Origin of the sequence: Allorhizobium pseudoryzae, assembly GCF_011046245.1 — a bacterium.
GTDB classification, from domain to species: Bacteria; Pseudomonadota; Alphaproteobacteria; order Rhizobiales; family Rhizobiaceae; genus Neorhizobium; species Neorhizobium pseudoryzae.
The window spans coordinates 1,901,581-1,917,825 of record NZ_CP049241.1 but is presented as its reverse complement, the minus strand read 5'-3'; the positions used below and the strand labels follow the sequence as shown (position 1 = coordinate 1,917,825).

Below are 16,245 nucleotides of genomic sequence, written 5' to 3'. Positions count from 1 at the left end.
TACCATCGAGGCGGCAGAGGCAGTTGATCTCGATCAAACCCGTTTGACGTTGGTCAGCCCGGGCAAGCTCCGCGTGCAATTTGCGTCGGCAGAGTGCAGAAAAGCCACACTTCAGCAATGACTTAATAAAAACCCTCCCCCGCGTGGATGCGGAAGGAGGGCGACGACTGGAGAGGTCGATGAAAGCGTATCAGGCGGCCCGGCGAAGCGTCGGGCGTGAGAGCTTGCGCCCGCTTGCCACCAGCATGCCGGCAGCGCCGGAGAGCCAGCCGGGCTTCAGTTCGAGGCCGAGGAAGCGGTCACGGGCAAACGGACCCGGCATCACCAGGTGCTGCGCCTTTTCGGCGAAGAAGCCGAAGCGCTCGTAATAGGGCGCGTCACCGACGAGCAGGATGGCGCCGTGGCCACGCTGGTGCGCTTCGGCAATCGCCGCCCGCATCAGCGCCGAGCCGATTCCCTTGCCTTCATAGGCTGAATCGACCGCCAGCGGTCCGAGCAGCAGCGCATCCACCGGCACGCCGGAAGCGGAGACGCCGGCTTCGACGTTCCACAGACGGACCGTGCCGATCACGTGGCCGGCCGGATCGCGCGCAACCAGCGCCAGCCCTTCCGCCGGCACACGGCCGCGGCGGATCTTTTCGGATGACTTCTTGCGGCGATCGCGGCCCATGGCGCGATCGAGCAGTGCCTCACGCGCGACCACATCGGCCGGCGTTTCGTGGGCAATGGTAAAGGTGTTCGGCGCAAACAAAGCGCGCACAGCGTCAAGAACAGCGGCCATCTTGGCCTCCGAAGCTCAAAACCGTTCAAGCGGCACGAGAAAAAAAGGGTGAAGTGCGGCTCCGGCCTTACAACCGGAACCGTCCGTTCGTCAGATTACGTAGGCCTTCAGCGGGTCGAAGCCGTTGAAGGCGACGGCCGAGTAGGTCGTCGTGTAGGCGCCGGTGCCTTCGATCAGAACCTCGTCGCCCACCGTCAGCGTGATCGGCAGCGGGTACATGTTCTTCTCATACAGAACGTCTGCCGAATCGCAGGTCGGACCGGCGATCACGCAGGGCTGCATCGCATCGCCGTCGCGCGGGGTGCGGATCGGGTAGCGAATGGCCTCGTCCATGGTTTCGGCCAGACCGCCGAACTTGCCGATGTCGAGGAAGACCCAGCGGTGTTCGTCATTGTCAGACTTCTTCGACACCAGAACGACTTCCGCCTTGATGACACCCGCATTGCCGACCATGCCGCGACCCGGCTCGATGATCGTCTTCGGCAGGTTGTTGCCGAAATGCTTGCGAAGCGCCGCAAAGATGGCCTGGCCATATTCTTCGGCAGACGGAATGTCGCGCAGGTACTTGGTCGGGAAGCCGCCGCCCATGTTCACCATCTGCAGGACGATGCCCTGCTTGGCGAGCTGTGCGAAGACGCGCTTGGCATCGGCAAGAGCCGAATCCCAGGCATCGACCTTGGTCATCTGCGAGCCGACATGGAACGAGACGCCGTAGGATTCGAGACCCAGCTGATGGGCGTAGACCAGAACATCGACGGCCATCTGCGGCACGCAGCCGAACTTGCGCGACAGCGGCCATTCGGCGCCTTCGCCATCGGTCAGCACGCGGCAGAACACGCGGGCGCCGGGAGCTGCACGGGCAACCTTTTCGACTTCCTCGTGACTATCGACGGCAAACAGGCGAACACCGAGTTCGAAGGCACGCGCAACATCGCGCTCCTTCTTGATCGTGTTGCCGAAGGAGATACGGTCAGCGGTCGCACCGGCGGCAAGCGCCATCTGGATTTCGGCGACGGAAGCGCAATCGAAGCTCGAGCCCAGCGAGGCGAGCAGCTTGAGGATTTCCGGCTCCGGATTTGCCTTCACGGCATAGTAGATCGCGCTGTCCGGCAGGGCGTGACGGAAGGCGTTGTAGTTGCCGCGCACGACGTCGAGGTCCACGACCAGGCAAGGGCCTTCGGGGCGCTCGGTGCGGAGGAAGTCAAGGATACGAGCAGTGGTCATTGGTTCAATCCCTCTAGCGTATTCCGGCGGACCGGAGGACAAAGGCGCGTCGACAGGTGGTCGTTGCCCGGCCGGTGGAAATCCCGGAGCGACGATCACGCCTGAGAGCGCATAGTATGGGTCAACGCCCTGCCAAGAGCATTGATCCGGCTTTGTCTGCCATGGATTGGAGGGATTTACCCAACCGCACTTCCGGCAATGATGGTGTGCCTCTTCAGTATTGCAAGCTGATGGAAAGCCTGCAGAGACCAGAAAGGCCCGCACCGTCGTTGCTTCAAGATGTCCTCGCATTTCCCGGTTGGCCGGAATAGCGACTGGAGGGGTTAATTCCAGGTACCTTACCGATAACCTCACCTTAGGGATAAGATCCCAATTCGAGGGTCGGCGGACACCCACAGGCACGTGCGACTTTGGGCAAGCGGGAGATAGGGTTTCCGCCCGTCATAATCAAGCGTTTTTTTGGATGAACCGCAAATTTTGGATTGCGCATCCGCCGGCAAGCCTCCACCTAGGAACGGCAACCAGAAAAGGGACTTTCCGGTGGATACTTTGACGCGCATGCGTGCCTTTATCGACGTGGTGGAAGCCGAGGGGTTTTCGGCCGCGGCAAGGCGCACGGGACGCTCCAAGGCGCTTCTGTCGAAATATGTCCGGGAGCTGGAAGATGATCTCGGCGCCCTGCTTTTGAACCGCACCACGCGGCAATTTTCCCTGACGGAAGCGGGACATACCTATTTTCGGACCGCGTCTGACATCCTGAAGGAGATCGACAACCTCGCCGATCTGGTGCGCGAGAACAACGCCGAACTGAAAGGCCGCCTCCGGGTTTCCGTGCCACGCACCTTCATCGATGCCGAGGTCGGCCAGTCGCTGATCGATTTTGCCAAGGCCCATCCGGATGTTTCGCTCGACATCGTCGCCGAAGACCGGTTTGTCGACCTGATCGAGGAGGGTTTCGACCTCGCGATCCGAATCACCAAGCTTGAAGATTCGGGCATGATCGCCCGCAAGCTCTGCGACTTTCGCGTCTATGCCTGCGCGACACCGGATTATGTGGCGCAGTACGCGCCCCTCTCCCACCCGCAGGATCTCGCCGGCAAACCCGTCATCATCGACACCAACCTGCGGTCCCACAACAACCTGCGCTTCCAGGACGGCGACGGCGGAGGACTGATCAGCGTGCCGGTCACCGGACCGATCGAAGTCAATACGCCGCAGGCGACGCTCAGAGCCTCGCGCGCCGGGCTGGGCGTTGCTATGGTACCGGATTTTCTCGCCCTGCCCTTCATCCGCTCGGGCGAACTGGTGACCCTCTTCGACGACTACATCATCAAGGATCGCGGCATCTATGCGGTCTACCCGCATCGGCGCTATCTTCCGGCCAAGGTCCGCGTGTTTGTCGACTTCCTGTCCAGCTGGTTTCGCCGCACACCGCCGCCATCGGAGTGAGGAGAGATTGACCGAGGTCGAATTTCCGTCCCATTTTCAGGACAGACCGGGGCAAGAACGGGGTCAGGATTCGCCGATGCGCATGAAACCATGGCTGCTTGCAGCCCTTCTCGGCCTCGCGCCTCTGCCGGCGCTGGCCCATCCGCATATTTTCGTCGATGCACGGCTGGAAGTGCTCTCCGACGACCATGGAAACGTGACCGAACTGCGCAATGTCTGGCGCTTCGACGAGATGTTTTCCTCCAGTGTGCTTCTGGATTTCGACAAGAACACCGATCTGAAGCTCGACGAACACGAACTGGCGGAACTCGGCGAGACCATGCGCACCTCGCTTGCCGATTTTCACTATTTCACGACGATCACCCAGGACGGCAAGACGATCCCGATTGCCAAGCCGGACGTGATCCACGTGAGCTACCAGGACCAGCAGATCCTCGCCTTCTTCGCCGTCAAACCGGAAAAGCCGCTGCATCTGAAGGGCAGGCTCACCTTCGGCATCTACGATCCGTCGCTCTATACCGCGATCGATTTCCCGACCGACACTGATCTGGTGCCGGAGGGCAAGGCAATTGCCGCCTGCAAGCACAAGGTGGTGCGGCCGGATCCCGATGAGGTGATTTCGCAGAACAAGAACACGCTCACCGATGCCTTTTTCAATGATCCGACGGGAACGGACATGACCAAGCTGTTCGCGACGCGCCTTGAGGTGACATGCTGAACCGCCGCACCCTCACCCTCGGCCTTCTGGCAACGCTTGCTGTGGCCGCCGCGGCCCATGCCCAGTCGCCGCTTGGCGTGGGTGCTGCCGAGCCCTCCTTCGATACGTCCGGTTTCCTCGGGCCCTTCCTCAGTTGGATCAACGCCTACCAGCAGTCCTTCTACCGCTCCCTGACGGCGGCGCTGCGCGCCATGCGGCAGGACCCCTCCGCGCTCAATACTCTGGTCTGGCTGTCTTTTGCCTATGGCGTCTTCCACGCTGCAGGTCCCGGCCACGGCAAGGCGGTCATCTCATCCTACATGATTGCCAACGAGACGGCGCTGAAGCGCGGCATCGTGATCTCTCTTCTCTCCGCGCTGGTGCAGGGTGCGATGGCGATCCTGCTGGTCGCCGCCGCCTTCTACATCCTGCGCGGCTCGGGCATCACCATGACCCGTGCCACCTGGGCGATGGAAATCGCGAGCTTCGGTCTCGTCGCGCTCTTCGGCGCCTGGCTGCTTGGCCGCAAGCTCTATGAGATCCGCCCGCGTTTCTCCTCGCTTCCTGTGTTCGCCAATGCAGCACCCGGCGCCGGGCCGACGGGCCTGCGTTTCCAGGCGATCGAGGTGGACCACAATCACAACGATCTCGCACCCGGCAGCTACTGCGCCGATTGCGGCGAATTGCACATTCCGGACCCGTCGACGCTCAAGTCGAAGGATTTCAGCGTCCGGGAGGCCTGGTCGGCGATCATCGCGGTCGGCCTGCGCCCCTGCTCCGGCGCCATCCTGGTGATGAGCTTTTCGATCCTGAACGGACTTTATCTGGCCGGCGGGCTCTCGGTGCTTGCCATGTCGCTCGGCACCGCCATCACCGTGTCGATCCTCGCCATCCTGGCCGTCACCGCCAAGGATGTCGCAGTCAGGCTTGCCGGTCCGAGGTCAAAGTTCGCCTCGCGGCTGACGACGGCGATCGAACTCTTAGGCGCCCTCTTCATCCTGCTGGTCGGACTTGCCCTGCTGGGCGCCTCCCTGCAGAGCGGCAACCTGCAGACGCTCTGGTAGGCTCAGCCCTTGCGCCGCTGGTGGCGGGCTCTCAGCCAGAAGACCAGGAAGAAGGACAAGACCGCGGCCAGCCCGAACAGACCGGCAATCCAGGGCGAGATATTGCCGAGCCAGATCATGATGCTGGGCATCACGAAGAACAGCAGCATGAAGCCGCCCATGATGACGGCCGCAGCGATGGCGGCCGAGCGGCTTGAGCCGTTGGTCATGCGCAACCTTCCCTGAGTTCGGCACGGATCTCTTCCAGCCGGCGCTTCTGGTGGCCGTGATCGTCAAAGTTCTCCGGCGCAAGCCAGGCTTCAAAGGCCTTCGACAACAGCGGCCACTCGCCGTCGATCATCGAGAACCAGGCGGTATCCCGGTTCGCGCCCTTGGAGACCATATGCTGGCGGAACACGCCTTCGAAGGTGAAGCCGTAGCGCGCGGCACTCGCCTTGCTCGGCTCGTTCTCGTTGTGGCACTTCCACTCGTAACGACGGTAGCCGAGATCCTTGAAGACGTGGCGCGCCATCAGGTAATGCACTTCGGTGGAAAGCGGCGAGCGCTTCATCGCCGGCCCATGCGCGACGGAACCCACCTCAATGACACCGTTGGCAGGGTCCGGTCGCATGTAGCTTGCCATGCCGACGACCTCGCCGTCCTCCTTGTCTCGGAAGACGAGCGTGATGAGGCGGCCATCCCGGTTCATCCCCTCCAGCCAGTCGGCAAATTCTTCCTTCGCCTTGTAGATGGGGTTCGGAAAGAAGTGGATGAGATCGTTGATGCCCTCCTCGCCGCCAAGTGCCTCCCAGAGCGTCTGGATATGCACGGCGCGCTCATAGGGCTCCAGGATCACATACTGGCCTTCCAGCCGCACGGGTGCCGGCGGCGGGCAGCCCTTGAAAGTCGCTAAATCACGCATCGAGTTCCCCCTCGTTCTATCCCGAGGATTACGAGAGGCGGCCGGCAAAGGCAACCGCCGCCTTGTCGCAGGATTGATAATGCAAGGATCGATGTCGTCAGCGCTCGATATGAGAAGCACAAAGGGCTCAGAGGGAGACCTTGGCCGAGGACACGGTCGCCTCGATATGATCGACCAGCGCATCTGGCAGCTTCAGCCGGCCGGCGAGCAGATCGAGATACCCCCGCTCGGCCCGTGTATCGGGATCGATGGCGAGGCGGGAGGCGGTGTAGATTTCCACCCGCTGCTCCTCGGTGCGGCCCGCGGCCACCAGCGCGTCGAGATCGATCGGATCGGCCAGCTCCCGGGCGAGAAAGGCTTCCGCCTCGGCGCCCAGGTCCACCTCATGCACCTTCTGCATGATGTTCTGCCGCTCGAAGGCATCGATATGACCATCGGCCTTGGCAGCGGCGATCATTGCGCGCAGCAGCGTCAGGGCAAAATCATTGGTAAGCGCGGCGGATTGCGGATGGAACGGCGAATCCGTCGGCGGCTCCAGCGCCGCCGTATCCTGCGGCACACCCTGCGGCTTGGAACCGGACTGGTAATTCTTGTAGGCAAGATAACCGAGGCCGGCGATCGCAGCAACGCCCCCCAGCGTTGCGACATTGCCGGCGAGCTTGCGACCGGTCTTGGTGCCGAGGATCGCTGCAGCGAGCGCGCTCGTCTTCATCGGGTTGTTGCGAGCATATCCGCTCATCTGCCCGGCGCGGTCCTTGACCGATCCGGACAGGCCGGGGATCTGCGATCCGAGGAACTGGTCAAGAAGCTTCTTGGCGTCGAACATGAACTGTCTCCCTGTTGATCTCAGGGAGACAGATAGGAAGGTTCTGCCGTTTTACAAAGGCAATCAGGCTTTCAGCGCTGCGGCTTCCGATGCCAGTTTCGTGATGCCCGCCCAATCGCCGGCCGCCACCAGATCCTTCGGCGCAACCCACGAACCGCCAACGCAGACGACGTTCGGCAGCGACAGATAGTCATGCGCGTTCTTGAGCGAAATGCCGCCGGTCGGGCAGAACACGGTTCCGGCGAGCGGCGACGACAGCGCCTTCAAATAAGCGGCGCCACCGGCCTGCTCGGCGGGGAAGAATTTCAGCACCTCGTAGCCGGCCTCGCGCAGCGTCATGACTTCGCTTGCGGTCGCCGCACCCGGCAAAAGCGGAACCGACGAATCCTTGGCTGCCGAGAGAACGCCGGGCGCGACGCCCGGGCTGACGATGAAGGTGGAGCCGGCCTTCACGGCAGCCTCATAGTCCCGGGCGTTGAGGATCGTGCCGGCACCGACATGAGCGCCTTCCACCTCGGCGGCAACCGCCTTGACGGCATCGAGTGCTGCCGGCGTGCGCAGGGTGATCTCGATCGCCTTCAGCCCGCCCGCCACGAGCGCGCGCGCCAGCGGCACGGCGGAGGCGGCATCCTCGACGATCAGAACCGGCACGACCGGCTGCAGCTTCAGGATGGAGAGCAGGTTCTGGGTCTTCGCGTTCATGATCGATCTCCCGCACGTGGTGAATTGAAACGATTGAAAAACTGCGCCTGAGATAGCGTGCCGCACTCCGTCTGTCGAGGGGCGTTTGACGAAGGCCCTGACGCTGCCGCTTGCAACGAAGAACGCACTCATGCGTATATGTCGCTGTCATGAAAGCTGACGTAAGGAGAGGCCATGGCCAAGGAGATCGAACGGAAATTCCTCGTCCGCTCGGATGCGTGGCGGACAGAAGCGACATCCTCGGCCGACCTGATCCAGGCTTACGTGGCGGTTGGCGAGGACCGCAGTGTGCGGGTCCGCCTGCTGGATCACAAGACGGCCAGGTTGACGGTCAAGATCGGCCGGAACCTTCTGGCGCGTGACGAATACGAATACGAGATCCCGGTTGGCGATGCCGAGGAGCTGATCAGGGCCGGTGTCGGAACCGCCATCGAAAAGGTGCGCTACAATGTGCCCCGCGATGGGCTGGTCTGGGAGATCGATGTCTTCCGCGGTGCCTATGAGGGGCTGGTGGTCGCCGAACTGGAACTCGGGAGCGAAGACGAGACCCCGCCGATCCCGGTCTGGATCGGACGGGAGGTCACCGGCGACCGTCGTTATTCCAACATGGTGATGGCGATGGAAGGCCTGCCGAGGGAGCTGCTGCATGGCCTTTCGCATCCGACCGTCTAAACGCTTCACCCACGAATTCATCTCGGTCGGTCGCTCGCAGCTCGAAAAAGCGGTGGCTGCCCTCTCCGATCAGCCCGATGGCCCGCATGCTGCAATCCATGCCGCCCGCAAGCGTTTCAAGCGGCTGCGGGCGCTCTATCGGGTGGTCTCACCGGATGCGAAAGAGTTTCGGGCGTGCGAAAACGCCCGCATCCGCGACATCGCCCGTTCGCTATCGGCCGTGCGGGATGCGACGGCCCTGGTGGAAACCGTCGATTACCTCGCCACGCTGGCCGCCTCCGCCGAGGAATTCACCGCGCTTTCGCAGGCTTCCCGCACGCTGATGGAGCGGCGCGACCGCATCGCCGATAGCGAAGTGGATCTGCCGCAGAAGATTGCCCGTGCGATCGAGAGCTGCGGCGAGGCGATTGCCGCCCTCGAACGGCTCGACATCCAAGACAGCCGCAATCATACCGCCCGCCGGCTCGGCAAGGTCTGGACGAAACAGCAGCGGAAGGCCCAGCTTGCGCTGATGCACTGCCGCAGCAACCATGAGGCGGAGGCGTTTCACGCATTGCGCAAGCGCGGTCAGGTTTACTGGATGCACCTGTCCCTCATGCGCGACCTGTGGCCCTCCGCCATGACGGCCAAACGGAACGAGGCGAAACTCTTGGTCGATCTGCTTGGCCACGAACACGATCTCAGCGTTCTGACGCAGACGGTGAACGAGGATCCGGAGGGTTTCGGCACCAGCGACACGCTGGCGCTCCTGATTGCCGCAATCATCACGCGCCAGCAGGCCTTGCGGGAGGAGGCCCTGGAGCGCGCGCAGTTCGTCTTCCGAGACGATCCGGTCACCGAAGGCAAGATCATCGAAATGCTCTGGTCGGAGGCATCCTGACGCCTGCCCGGCGCCCTCACAGGCCACTTCCTGTTGCACCGCCCATAAAGTGCTACTTTTCGCAAATCTGATTCAAGTACTGTTAACCGGCGACGGCCAAGCTCCTGCGTGTTTGACGAGGATATTGCCTGTGTTGATGCGTTTCAGCCTTTGCGTCATGGCCGTTGCGGCCTTCTGCCTTTCCGGCCCCGCCTCCGCCGATCAGAAATACGACCTTTATTACAATTCCGCCGGCAACAAGGAAAAGACCCTTGGTTTCCAGGTGCTTCAGCTGGCGATCGAAAAATCCGGCAAACCCTATGTGCTGAAGCCGTCGCCGACGGGCTACAGCTCGAATGCCGGCATGGTGGATGCCATTGCCAATGGCGCCGAGATCGACATTGCCTGGGTGAACGCCGCCAAGGCCGTCTCGGGTAAGCTCCTGTCGGTTCCCTTTCCGATCGACCGCGGACTGGGCGGCTATCGCCTGTTTCTGATCGACGGCGCCCGTCAGAACGAGCTCAGCAAGGTCAAGACGCTCTCCGACCTCAAAAACTTCATTGCCTTGCAGGGCACCGGATGGGCGGACGTCGATGTGCTGCGCAAGTCAGGCCTCACCGTCCGCACCGGTCCGCAGAAGAACCTCTACCGGATGACGCTTGGCCAGCGCGGCGATTATTTTGCCCGCGGCGTCAACGAAGCGCTCAATGAACAAGCCAAGCAGGTGACCGACGTGCCGGGCCTTGCGGTGGAAAAGACGCTTGTGCTGCAACACCCCTCGGCGTCGATCTTTTACGTCTCCAAGTCGAAGCCGGAACTGCGCGACGATCTTCTGCGGGGCCTCGAGATCGCATGGAGAGACGGTTCCTTCGAGGAGGTGTTTCTGTCCAACCCCGACATCAAGCTCGCCTTCGACAAGGGCGACCTGAAGACCCGCACCATCATCAAGATCCCCAATCCGAACCTGCCGGACGATATCCTCGCGATGGATGCGAAATACTGGTTCGATCCGCAGAAATAACCCCCACTCCTTTTCAACACGCAGCCGTATTCAAGATCCGGGAAGATCCCCATGTTCAAAAGCAAATCCATCCGCATGCAGGTCATGCTGCCATCGCTGGCCCTGATCCTGATCGGCTCCGCCGCGCTGTCGGTCTATTCAGGCTGGTCGCAGGCCGGGTCCGCCAAGGAGATGTTCGACAACAAGGTGAGGCTCACCGCCTCCATGACGACCTCAGGTGCTGCGACCGCCATGTGGCAGTTCGACAAGGGCCTGGCGCAGGCAACGTTTGAACCGGTTGCGACGGATCCGGATTTCAAGGGCGCTGTCGTACTCGACAACACCGGCAAGGCCTTTTTCTCTTCCGGCGATGCGACCGCCGTCACCGCCAGCGTGAACGCGGCCGGCAAGGCGCAGCCCGAAGACGACAATGCCCAGTTGCGCTTCTCCGTCGTGCCTCTGAAGCATACGGAAGAGAACAAGGAGATGACCATCGGCACGATGGTGCTCGCCTTCGATACCGGCTCCATCATGGCCAACACCTGGAACTCGCTGACCGGTCTTGCGGCGATCGCCGGCCTCACTTTGCTGGCCTCGGCGCTCGCACTCACCGTGCTCCTGCGCTCGATCACCCAGCCGCTGACGTCCTTGTCTGGCGTGATGAACAAGCTCTCGTCCGGCGCACTCGACACACCCGTTCCGAACCAGGAGCGGATTGACGAAATCGGCGAGATGTCCCGCGCGGTCCAGTATTTCAAGGATAGCGTCGCCCAGACCGCCAAGCTGCAGCAGGACGCCAATTCGTCCCGTGAGGAACTGGAAATCGAGCGCCGGACGAAGGAAAAGGCAGACCACGCGCGCCTGTCCGCCATGACCCAGGCCGACAATGCGCTTGCCGATGGCCTGCGTGCGCTGTCGCTCGGCGACATGACGATTGAGCTCAACGATCGTTTTGCTCCGGAATACGAAGAGCTGCGCACCAACTTCAACAACGCTGTGCGCCAGTTGCGCCAGACGCTGTCGGTGGTCGTCACGGCCGCGATGAACATCGACGCCGGCACGCAGAACATCGCCGGCAATACCAACGACCTGTCCCGCCGCACCGAGCAGCAGGCAGCCTCGCTGGAGGAAACCGCAGCCGCTCTCGACGAGATCACCGCCAACGTCTCCTCCTCGCTGCAGCGGACGGAAGAGGCTCGCCGTGTCGCAACCGAGGCCAATGACAGCGCCTCGCGCTCCGGCACCGTTGTCTCGCAAGCGGTCGAAGCCATGAGCCGCATCGAAAACTCCGCGGCGCAGATCTCCTCGATCATCGGCGTCATCGACGACATCGCCTTCCAGACCAACCTGCTCGCGCTGAACGCGGGTGTCGAAGCCGCCCGCGCCGGTGACGCCGGCAAGGGTTTTGCCGTCGTCGCTCAGGAAGTCCGCGAACTGGCCCAGCGCTCGGCGAATGCGGCGAAGGAAATCAAGGCACTCATCCAGAACTCGACCAACGAGGTGGAAGCCGGCGTGAAACTGGTCTCCGATACGGGCGCAGCACTCAGCACCATCGGCAAGTTGATCATCGCGATCAACGAGCATGTCGGCGCGATTGCCACCTCGGCCCGCGAGCAATCGACCGGACTTGGCGAGATCAACACGGCGGTCAACCACATGGACCAGAGCACGCAGAAGAACGCAGCCATGGTGGAGGAAACCAGCGCATCCTCCTCCGCACTTGCCGCCGAAGCCGCCCGCCTGCGGGAGCTGATGGTGCAGTTCACGCTGGACGGCCAGACGCGTTCGCCGCGCTTTGCCAGCGCCGCCTGATCAAGCTTTCCTCTTCCTTGAGGCGCAAGCACCCTTTCGCCAGACCGGCGGAAGGGTGTTTTTCGTCGCTCCGAGCCGTCTCTCTTGACGAAAGTCAAAGGTGACGGGAGGCGCGGAAATCCGTTGCGTTGCAGGCCGTTTGGCAGTATTGCCCCGCCCATGACCGACACTCTGACCGCTTCCGCATCCGGCACCAAAACCGGCTCCTTCCTCGTTGCCGCGCTCTATCACTTTGCGCGTTTCGATCGCTATCAATCCGTGCGCGAGCCGCTGCAGGCGCTTTGCGAGGAGAACGGCGTGAAGGGGACCCTGCTTCTCGCCCGCGAAGGCATCAACGGCACGATCGCCGGCCCCGACGAGGGCATTGCCAAGGTGCTGGCCTATCTTCGGGCACAGCCGGAATTTGGCGCTTTGGAGCACAAGGAAAGCCGCGCCTCCAAGATGCCCTTCCTGCGCATGAAGGTGCGCCTGAAGAAGGAAATCGTCACGATGGGGGTCGAGGACATCGATCCCAACCGCATCGTCGGCACCTATGTCGATCCGAAGGACTGGAACGCGCTGATCACCGATCCGGAAACCATCGTGATCGACACCCGCAACGATTACGAAACGGCCATCGGCATCTTCAAGGGCGCGGTTGACCCGAAGACGAAGACCTTCCGCGAGTTTCCCGACTGGGTGAAAAACAATACCGGCCTGCACAACAAGCCGAAGATCGCCATGTACTGCACCGGCGGCATCCGCTGCGAGAAGGCGACCGCCTTCATGAAGGAGCAGGGTTTCGACGAGGTCTATCACCTCAAGGGCGGCATCCTGAAATATCTGGAAGAGGTGCCGGAAGAGGAAAGCCTCTGGGAAGGGGCCTGCTTCGTCTTCGATGAGCGCGTGTCGGTGACCCACGGCCTGCAGGAAGGCGAACACAAGCTCTGCCATGCCTGCCGCGAACCGCTGACCGAAGAGGATCGGGCTTCGCCGAAGTTCGAGGAAGGGGTGTCCTGCCCGCACTGCTTCGAGACGCGCACGGAAGACGATCGCGAGCGTTACCGCCAGCGTCAACGCCAGATCGAACTCGCCCGCAAGCGCGGACAAAAACATCTCGGCAGTTGAGACCCCGCCAACCGGTTCAGGCGATGTTCGACAGTTGCAGCAGCGGTCCGGTGCGTCGCAAATGAGCGATGTCTTCGGCGCCCATCGGCTTTCCGAACAGGAATCCCTGAAGAAGGTCGCACCCAGCCTGGCGCAGGGCAATCGCTTGCGCCTCGCTCTCGACGCCCTCCGCCGTCACCGGCATGTCGAGCGAACGGGCCAGCGCCACGGTGGCACGCAGCATCTCGACCGCACGGGCGTTTTCGCCAACACTGTCCACCAGCGACTTGTCGAGCTTGATCCTGTCGAACCCGAACTGCCGCAGGTACCCGACGCTTGAGAAGCCCGAGCCGAAATCGTCCAGCGCGATCTTGACCCCCGTTTGTCGCAGCAGATCGAGCGTCTTGCGGGCACGCTGGGGGTTCTGGATGAAATAGGTTTCCGTGAGCTCGAGGGTGAGCCGGGACGGATCGATCTTCGTCTCCTCCAGCACCTTGCCGACGCGGCTGACGAAGGCCGGATCGCGGAACTGGCCCGGAGAGACGTTGACCGACAGCGCAAGACCGGGCCAGTCCTTGAGCGTCGTGCACGCCGTCTTGAGCACGCACAGGCCCAGAAGATCGATCAGCCCGGTACTTTCCGCAATCGGAATGAAGATATCCGGTGAAACGGGACCGTGACCCTTGCGGGTCCACCGTGCCAGCGCCTCGACACCGTAGATCTGGAAGCTGCGGGAATCGGCAATCGGCTGGTAGACGACGGTGATCTCCTCGGCATCGATCGCCGCCCGCAGATCAAGCTCCAGGAGATTGCGTTCCTCACGCTCCTCATCCATCGAGGGATCGTACAATGTCCAGCGGCCGCGGCCATCATCCTTGGAGCGGTACATGGCCATGTCGGCGCGCCGGATCAGCTCCTCGCTCGGCACCAGTCCGCGGCGCGACACCGAAAGCCCGATGCTGCAGCCAATGACGGCAACGCGTTCGCCCATCGTCAGCGGCTCGCCCAGAAAATCCAGCACGCGCTCGGAGAGTTCGGCCGCCGTCTTGTGGACGTCGAAGCCGACAAAGGCGATGGCGAACTCATCGCCCCCGAGCCGCGCAAGCACCCTCTCCTCGCCCGCCAGCACACGCAGCCCCGCCGAAACGCTGCGGATCAGCACATCACCGGTTGCATGGCCATAGGCATCGTTGACTTCCTTGAAGCCGTCGAGATCGAGATAGAGAAGCGCCACGTCCTTCCCTTCGCTCTGGGCCTTCACCACCAGGTCACTGAGACCCGCAAACAGGCCGGAGCGATTGGCAAGCCCGCTGAGACGGTCCGTCATCGCCAGACGGAAGGCTGTCGCCTCGTCGGCACTCAGCCGCGCCAGCGCCTGATTGCCGCTGACGAACAGAAGCAGCATGTAGATCGCGATCATAGCCACCGCACACCACACGAGCGGTCTCACCTGGGCAAGGCTGGTATCCCCGGGAGAACGCGGCACCCAGGAGAGCCCGCCGATCACACTCTCCGTCGGGCTAATGATCGGCACCATATGCGAAATCTGGTCGGCGGGCGGCATCAGGGTGAGGCCCGGCAGCACATACGCCTTCGACAGCCGCTCGACCGTAGCCGGGCTCAGATGGCGAAAGAAGATCGCGTAACGCGTCTCTTCCCGCGCAACCGAGCGCACGCCGGACTTTGCGCGGATGACGCCGATCGCCACGGCCGCAATACCCTTTGTCGTGGAGACAAAGCCGGTGTCCTCCAGCCGATCATCCGCCTTCATGTTGCGGACCCGATCGAAGAGGGTCCAAACATCCGGCGTCACGAAATCGACCAAAGCGGGCTGGATCCGCTCGCCATCGGAATAGGCGGAGATAGGTCGGCCGGTGTGATCGAGGATCAGAGACACGTCGAAGAGCAGGTTGTCGAAGCTCATCTCGCCGAAGTTGCGGTCCAGCCAGGAGGTATCCTTCTGCACATAGGCGTTCTCGGCAGCATCGTCCCAGGCGGCGTAGTCATGGAGGGTCGCAGCCAGCTGTTCGCGAAACGTCTGCAACGCGCCGGACACGGCCTCGCGTGAGCGGTTCTCATCCAGCTGGTTTGCGTAATGACCGACGCGGTCCAGCGCGGTGAAGACCATGGCGGACACGCAGATCATCACGGCGGCAAAGATCAGCAGCATGGATCGGACAGCCGAGCGACCGTCCAAGGTCGCGGCGGACCGCTGCAAATGAGAGGGGACAAACCGCATCCAATAGCCCTGACTACCGGTCCGACCATGATGAAAAAATGTTCAGATCCGATTAACGCCGGCACATTTCAGGACAATTGGCCTTGGCACGAAAGAGGAAAAGCCCTTCCGCGAGAAAGGGCTTTCCTTCAGATCGGTGATTGAGAGCTTACCAGGCGGCGATGACGGCGCCCTTGAACTGCTTGGCGACGAAATCCTTCACCTTCGCACTGTGATAGGATTCGACCAGCGTCTTGACCCAGGCGGCATCCTTGTCTGCCGAACGCACCGCGATCACGTTGATGTACGGGGCCTTCTCGCCTTCGCGGGCGATCGGGTCCTTGGCCGGGTCGAGACCGGCTTCCAGTGCGTAGTTCGTGTTGATGACGGAGGCATCCACATCATCCAGCGCACGCGGCAGCTGGGCGGCATCGAGTTCGGCAAAGGTGAAGTTCTTCGGGTTTTCGACGACATCGGCCGGCGAAACCTTGAGACCTGCACCGTCGCGCAGCTTGATCAGGCCCTTGTCGGCGAGGATCAGCAGGGCCCGGCCACCATTCGTCGGATCGTTCGGGATCGCGATGGAGGCACCGTCCTTCAGCTCATCCAGGCTCTTCACCTTCTTGGAATAGATGCCCATCGGGAAGTTGACCGTCTGTACGACGCTGACGAGGTCGAAACCGCGATCCTTCACCTGGTTGTCCAGATAAGGCTGGTGCTGGAAGGAATTGGCCTGCAGGTCGCCATCGGCAAGCGCCTGGTTCGGCACGACGTAATCGGAAAATTCCAGGACATCGAGATCAAGGCCCTTCTCGGCCGCGACCTTCTTCACCTCTTCCATGATCTGCGCATGTGGACCGGGGGTGACGCCGATCTTGATGGTTTCGGCGAAGGCCGCGCCGGCGGACAGAAGGGCGGCAAACGAGGCCGCGAGGATGAGCGTCTTCATGGGGT

16 protein-coding genes are annotated in these 16,245 nt (G+C 62.3%); 8 read left to right on the top strand and 8 right to left on the bottom strand.

What is annotated here, in order from left to right:
- Positions 1–190 precede the first annotated feature (190 nt).
- On the bottom strand, positions 191–781 hold the full coding sequence (locus G6N78_RS09245) for a GNAT family N-acetyltransferase (RefSeq protein ID WP_165217678.1): 591 nt from the start codon (positions 779–781) through the stop codon (positions 191–193).
- 90 nt (positions 782–871) lie between these two features.
- Positions 872–2,005, bottom strand: coding sequence for an ornithine/lysine decarboxylase (gene odc2 / locus G6N78_RS09240; RefSeq protein ID WP_165217676.1), 1,134 nt, complete (start codon positions 2,003–2,005; stop codon positions 872–874).
- 540 nt (positions 2,006–2,545) lie between these two features.
- On the opposite strand from odc2, the gene G6N78_RS09235 reads away from it, so the two are divergent.
- The 3 genes from G6N78_RS09235 (at position 2,546) to G6N78_RS09225 (ending at position 5,215) form a co-directional block, all read left to right on the top strand.
- Positions 2,546–3,454 (top strand): LysR family transcriptional regulator, encoded by a 909-nt coding sequence (locus G6N78_RS09235; protein WP_165217674.1) that lies wholly within the window; start codon positions 2,546–2,548, stop codon positions 3,452–3,454.
- A 76-nt stretch (positions 3,455–3,530) separates the two neighbouring features.
- Positions 3,531–4,172 carry a DUF1007 family protein gene (locus G6N78_RS09230; protein ID WP_165217672.1) on the top strand — a complete coding sequence of 214 codons (642 nt, stop codon included), beginning with the start codon at positions 3,531–3,533 and terminating at the stop codon, positions 4,170–4,172.
- Entirely contained in the window at positions 4,166–5,215 is a 1,050-nt protein-coding gene (locus G6N78_RS09225; protein WP_165217671.1) for a nickel/cobalt transporter, read from the top strand. The genes G6N78_RS09230 and G6N78_RS09225 overlap by 7 nt, the downstream gene beginning before the upstream one ends.
- Before the next feature lie 2 nt (positions 5,216–5,217).
- Here G6N78_RS09225 and G6N78_RS09220 read toward each other — a convergent pair whose 3' ends face one another.
- The 4 genes from G6N78_RS09220 to G6N78_RS09205 all read right to left on the bottom strand — a co-directional run bounded on the left by G6N78_RS09220 (position 5,218) and on the right by G6N78_RS09205 (position 7,644).
- Positions 5,218–5,424, bottom strand: a complete 207-nt coding sequence (locus tag G6N78_RS09220; protein ID WP_165217669.1) for an intracellular growth attenuator family protein — start codon at positions 5,422–5,424, stop codon at positions 5,218–5,220.
- The gene (locus G6N78_RS09215; protein WP_165217667.1) at positions 5,421–6,116 is read right to left on the bottom strand and encodes a GNAT family N-acetyltransferase; all 696 of its coding nucleotides are present in this window, start codon (positions 6,114–6,116) and stop codon (positions 5,421–5,423) included. The genes G6N78_RS09220 and G6N78_RS09215 overlap by 4 nt, the downstream gene beginning before the upstream one ends.
- A gap of 127 nt (positions 6,117–6,243) precedes the next feature.
- Entirely contained in the window at positions 6,244–6,942 is a 699-nt protein-coding gene (locus G6N78_RS09210; RefSeq protein ID WP_165217665.1) for a tellurite resistance TerB family protein, read from the bottom strand.
- Positions 6,943–7,005: 63 nt separating this feature from the next.
- On the bottom strand, positions 7,006–7,644 hold the full coding sequence (locus tag G6N78_RS09205) for a 2-dehydro-3-deoxy-phosphogluconate aldolase (protein WP_165217664.1): 639 nt from the start codon (positions 7,642–7,644) through the stop codon (positions 7,006–7,008).
- 174 nt (positions 7,645–7,818) lie between these two features.
- Between G6N78_RS09205 and G6N78_RS09200 the strand changes: the two genes are divergently transcribed.
- The 5 genes from G6N78_RS09200 to trhO all read left to right on the top strand — a co-directional run bounded on the left by G6N78_RS09200 (position 7,819) and on the right by trhO (position 13,094).
- Positions 7,819–8,316 (top strand): CYTH domain-containing protein, encoded by a 498-nt coding sequence (locus tag G6N78_RS09200; protein ID WP_165217662.1) that lies wholly within the window; start codon positions 7,819–7,821, stop codon positions 8,314–8,316.
- Positions 8,291–9,196 (top strand): CHAD domain-containing protein, encoded by a 906-nt coding sequence (locus G6N78_RS09195; protein WP_165217660.1) that lies wholly within the window; start codon positions 8,291–8,293, stop codon positions 9,194–9,196. Before G6N78_RS09200 ends, G6N78_RS09195 begins: the two co-directional genes overlap by 26 nt.
- Before the next feature lie 136 nt (positions 9,197–9,332).
- Positions 9,333–10,196 (top strand): hypothetical protein, encoded by an 864-nt coding sequence (locus G6N78_RS09190; protein ID WP_165217659.1) that lies wholly within the window; start codon positions 9,333–9,335, stop codon positions 10,194–10,196.
- 51 nt (positions 10,197–10,247) lie between these two features.
- Positions 10,248–11,987, top strand: a complete 1,740-nt coding sequence (locus G6N78_RS09185) for a methyl-accepting chemotaxis protein (protein WP_165217657.1) — start codon at positions 10,248–10,250, stop codon at positions 11,985–11,987.
- A gap of 159 nt (positions 11,988–12,146) precedes the next feature.
- Positions 12,147–13,094, top strand: a complete 948-nt coding sequence (trhO, locus tag G6N78_RS09180; RefSeq protein WP_165217655.1) for an oxygen-dependent tRNA uridine(34) hydroxylase TrhO — start codon at positions 12,147–12,149, stop codon at positions 13,092–13,094.
- A gap of 16 nt (positions 13,095–13,110) precedes the next feature.
- On the opposite strand, the gene G6N78_RS09175 is transcribed toward trhO, so the two are convergent.
- Positions 13,111–15,312 (bottom strand): putative bifunctional diguanylate cyclase/phosphodiesterase, encoded by a 2,202-nt coding sequence (locus tag G6N78_RS09175; RefSeq protein WP_165217654.1) that lies wholly within the window; start codon positions 15,310–15,312, stop codon positions 13,111–13,113.
- 148 nt (positions 15,313–15,460) lie between these two features.
- Entirely contained in the window at positions 15,461–16,240 is a 780-nt protein-coding gene (locus G6N78_RS09170; RefSeq protein WP_165217652.1) for a MetQ/NlpA family ABC transporter substrate-binding protein, read from the bottom strand.
- Between the last annotated feature and the right edge of the window lie 5 nt (positions 16,241–16,245).